This is a genomic window from Okeania sp. SIO2B9 (genome assembly GCF_010672505.1).
In the GTDB taxonomy this organism is placed as follows: Bacteria; Cyanobacteriota; Cyanobacteriia; order Cyanobacteriales; family Microcoleaceae; genus Okeania; species Okeania hirsuta.
In genome coordinates this window covers 1-4,015 of record NZ_JAAHGK010000712.1, presented here as the reverse complement: position 1 = coordinate 4,015, position 4,015 = coordinate 1, and the positions used below count along the sequence as shown (strand labels likewise).

4 protein-coding genes are annotated in these 4,015 nt (G+C 36.5%); 2 read left to right on the top strand and 2 right to left on the bottom strand.

Going from position 1 to position 4,015, the window contains the following annotated elements:
- Positions 1–167 precede the first annotated feature (167 nt).
- Positions 168–656 carry a GNAT family N-acetyltransferase gene (locus F6K13_RS22100; protein ID WP_124146082.1) on the top strand — a complete coding sequence of 163 codons (489 nt, stop codon included), beginning with the start codon at positions 168–170 and terminating at the stop codon, positions 654–656.
- 453 nt (positions 657–1,109) lie between these two features.
- Here F6K13_RS22100 and F6K13_RS22095 read toward each other — a convergent pair whose 3' ends face one another.
- Positions 1,110–2,057 (bottom strand): sensor histidine kinase KdpD, encoded by a 948-nt coding sequence (locus F6K13_RS22095; protein ID WP_124146083.1) that lies wholly within the window; start codon positions 2,055–2,057, stop codon positions 1,110–1,112.
- A 34-nt stretch (positions 2,058–2,091) separates the two neighbouring features.
- On the bottom strand, positions 2,092–2,679 hold the full coding sequence (locus F6K13_RS22090; protein ID WP_124146084.1) for an L-threonylcarbamoyladenylate synthase: 588 nt from the start codon (positions 2,677–2,679) through the stop codon (positions 2,092–2,094).
- Between the two features lie 741 nt (positions 2,680–3,420).
- Here F6K13_RS22090 and F6K13_RS22085 point away from each other — a divergent pair.
- A complete protein-coding gene (locus F6K13_RS22085; protein WP_287288383.1) occupies positions 3,421–3,993 on the top strand; it encodes a hypothetical protein in 573 nt (190 codons plus the stop codon).
- Positions 3,994–4,015 lie beyond the last annotated feature (22 nt).

Sequence of the window (4,015 nt, the reverse complement as noted above, 5' to 3'; positions counted from 1 at the left end):
TGGCAACAGGCAACAAACAGGAAAGCTTAAGAGCAAGAAAAAAACTTAAATTTCCTGTTTGTTGCCTGTTGCCTACCTTTGCTATACAATACCGATGCTACCGGACATGATATAACTTCTGCCTTCCTCAATGACTCCTATTGAAATTTATAGAGAGCTGACTAAACATGAAAAACACTACCAGAGATTATCGTCATATACAATTCTGCGAAGGTAACTCAAAAGTAGATATTGCCCAACTGGTGGCTTTATTTGATTCCGCAGCAGTATGGGCAAAAAATAGAAAAATAGAAGATTTAGAAATAGCTATTGCAAACAGCAACCCAGTCGTGAGTGTATGGGATAGTCAAAAAATGATAGGTTTTGGTCGTGCTACATCAGACTGCGTATACAGAGGTACAATTTGGGACATAGTCATTCACCCAAACTATCAAGGTGGAGGACTAGGACGCAAATTAGTGCAAACAATTTTAAGTCATCCACGAATGTGCCATGTAGAACGAGTCTACCTAATGACAACCTACCAACAGGATTTCTACAAACGCATAGGATTTCAATACAACCAAAACACAACAATGATATTGCACAATCAACCAATGGAAGGAGAAATAGAATTAACAACTAGGAACAAAGCATTACTACTTGCTCAAAAGTAATATCATGTCCGGTTGAACAGTGATAAATAAATAACTACGGAGGAGTCAGGAGTCAGGAGTCAGGAGTCAGGAGGGTTTGCTGAATAAATCTGAAAGTATAGCAATGAGCGCTTGTATATTTACAAATTGCAGGAGGGGCCAAATAGCTAAAAGTCTTATATTATCAGCAATTTATTCCCCCAGATGAGCTGTTGCCAGATGAGCTGTTGCCTGCGCACAGCGCTATATTGATAAATAAAGGCATTAGCCTTTTTGGGGTTCAAAAAAGTGCCAGTTTTTCGGTGCCAAGAGCTGCAAAAAGCTAGTATTTTGGGCTGACTATGGTAGAAAAATCATTCTTACAATTCTTACTCCTACCTCCTTGCTCATTCCTATTTCTCCTGTCTCCTGTCTACTACCCCTACTAAAAGACTTTTTCAGCAAACCCTAAGTAATTAAGATTAATATCATACACTAATTCACCAACGCCGAACTCTCATTGTTTTCTATACTCATAGGAATAGAACATTGAGTCCGGTTAAAATCAGACTCCTTACCATCAGAAGGTGTTGCCAATACCTCTAAACGTCCATTCATTATTCCTAACAAAGTTTGATTCATTAACAACCTCATACCAGGAGAAAGCTGAAAATCACAACTCACAACCTTTTCTGTTTTCTCCTCATGACTCTGTTTGAGTAAATCCCAAGACTCACTCCACGCACTAACTGGACGTTGATCGTCAATCCAGATATTAACATAACCAGATTCTTGTGCGGGATGAACAGAAACATTAATACTACCTTCATTCATTTCGGCGATCGCAGTATCAACTAAACCAATCAAAACCTGCTTCAGACGAGACTCATCCGCCAAAACATAAATATTAGGGTCTGGAGGTAATATCTTCAAACGAATACTACGGTTAGCAGCTTGTAAACAAGTTAAATCATCCACCGCCTCTAACACTTTACTAAGCTGAAGCGGTTCTATTTTAAGTTTTTCAGTACCATGCTCGGTTTTAGCTACATCAATAATTCGATCAAGTAGTCCCAAAGTTTTTAACGCAGAATTATACGCTTGGTTAGCAAATTCACGTTCCTCTTCCGGGTTATCAGCTAAATCAAAAATAATTAACTGTAGCGTACTAATCATACTATTCATCGGCGATCGCAACTCATGAGAAGTTCGAGCCAAAAAACCAGCCTTAAACTTACTCATTTCCGATGCCATCTGGTATGCAAGTTGAGTCTGTTTCAGCTGTTCTAAAACACCTTCTACTTCCTCTAAATTAGATACTTCAGGTGATGACACCACAGAAGGTGTTGACAAGTTCTCAGTTTTTTGCCTCAACCATAATCTGCCGCCTATTAGTCCAAACCCTAATCCTAATGCCAAGAATAAAAAATCGTTCCATCCCATGGGAATAAAAATATTAAAAAATATAACCGTACCCTTAAAATTTTAACTTGACCGCTCCCTGACGCAGGATTTCCCAACAACTAATTTCGTTCCACTTAGCAACAGTAGAAGGCACTCCAGAAGCCAAGATTATCTCCTGTTCGTGGGACAATACTAAAACATCTGGAAATTGAGCATTAATTTCAGCCATTCGACCCAGGGGAGGTTGACCTGAGAAATTAGCACTTGTAGTAGCCAAAGGCCCAGTTTGAGTCATAATTTCCCTAGCAATATCACAATTAGGTATCCTGATTCCAATGGTAGTTGGGTCAAAAGGGTTCATTTCTCTAGGAACCATTTCCGAAGCTGGCAGCACCAAAGTTAAAGGTCCAGGCCAATACTTCTGAGCAACCTCTTGCCATAACTGCAACTCTTCATCACTTCCTCGAACATAAGGCCACAAAGATGCGGGAGTTGCCCCCATCAAAATCAAAGGTTTATCTGGACTACGACGTTTTGCTTGAAAAATTAAATCTGCTTTTTGAGGCAGAGCCGCTAATGCTGGTACAGTATCAGTAGGAAAGCTAACTAAATTACCAGAGATAGCCCCTTTAATGAGAGTCTCAATAGATACTAAGCTCATTTTTTGTTTTTTGTTTTTTAATTTTTTGAAAAATTATAGGCAATTTTAGCATTTCTGGCAGAAAAAACTCTCAACCCAGGGAGCTTAAGAAAATGAATTGAGCCTCAAATTAAATTATTCCAACCAGTTGCCCTGATTAAAATTCAAGGTTGATCTTGACTGCGACCCTTCACTAGAAAAATTAAATCTCCTTTGTCAGGTCGAGCTGCCAGTGATGGTACAATATCAGTAAGGAAGCTAACTAAATTACCAGATATGGCCTCCTCAATTAGAATCTCAATAGATACTAAACTGATTATTTGATTTCATTTTTCATTTTTTAATTTCTCCAAAAATTATAGGCAATTTTAGCATTTCTGGCAGAAAAAAACCTCAATTCAGGGAGCTTCATAAAATGAATTGACCTTCAAATTAAATTATTTCAACCAGTTGCCCTCATAAAAATTAAAGCTTTATCTTAATTGCGACCCTTTCCTGGAAAAATTAAATCAGCTCCAGTTAATAAAGCTGACAGTGCTGGTACAGTATCAGTAGGAAAACTAACTAAATTACCAGAAATTGTCTCCTCAATTAAAATTTCAATAAAGACTAAACTTCATAACTTTACCCTCTAAAACAATTTTAGATTTTGTTTGAAAAAAATAGGCAAATTTATAGCAGGGAAAGTAGAATTAGAATAGTATTTATATCATCCAAATATTGATAAATACTATATTTTACCCTTGACTTATAATAAAATCTATGAGTAATTCTGAACAAAAGAATTGGAACAAAAGAATAAATGTTTTTTTAATAGGTATAGCTATTCCTGTAACTGGTATACTTGTAGCCATTTTCGTTCCAGAAATTAGATGCTCTTTAGGAATAGCACAAAATAGTTGTAAAAATAAATATTGCAAAAATCTATTCCAAGAAGGAAAAAGAATTGAATTCAAATATAGACCTATAAAGAAAGACCATATAGAGGTTGGAAAAGTTGAAATTCGTCAAGTCATAGATAGAAGTAAAGCAGATGGAACAACAGAAGTAGAAGGAAATGCAACTCTTCTTGAGCATTCATTTCCAGTAGACATAAATCTTGAAGTTCCATTATTATCAAAAGATAATAATTTTCCTAATAAGAAAAATCACGATCCTGTAAACTTCGATATTAAAATCAACAATGAAACAGGTAAATGGAAATTACGTTGGGCTGCCAAAGCAGGTGTTTTAGTAGGCGAGGATGGGACATGTGAAGATGGAAAAGCCACAATATATATGGGCCATCCTCTAGTAGAAAGAGAATATAAGTTAGTATCTCAACTTATTCCATAACAAGACTATATAAAAATTTTTC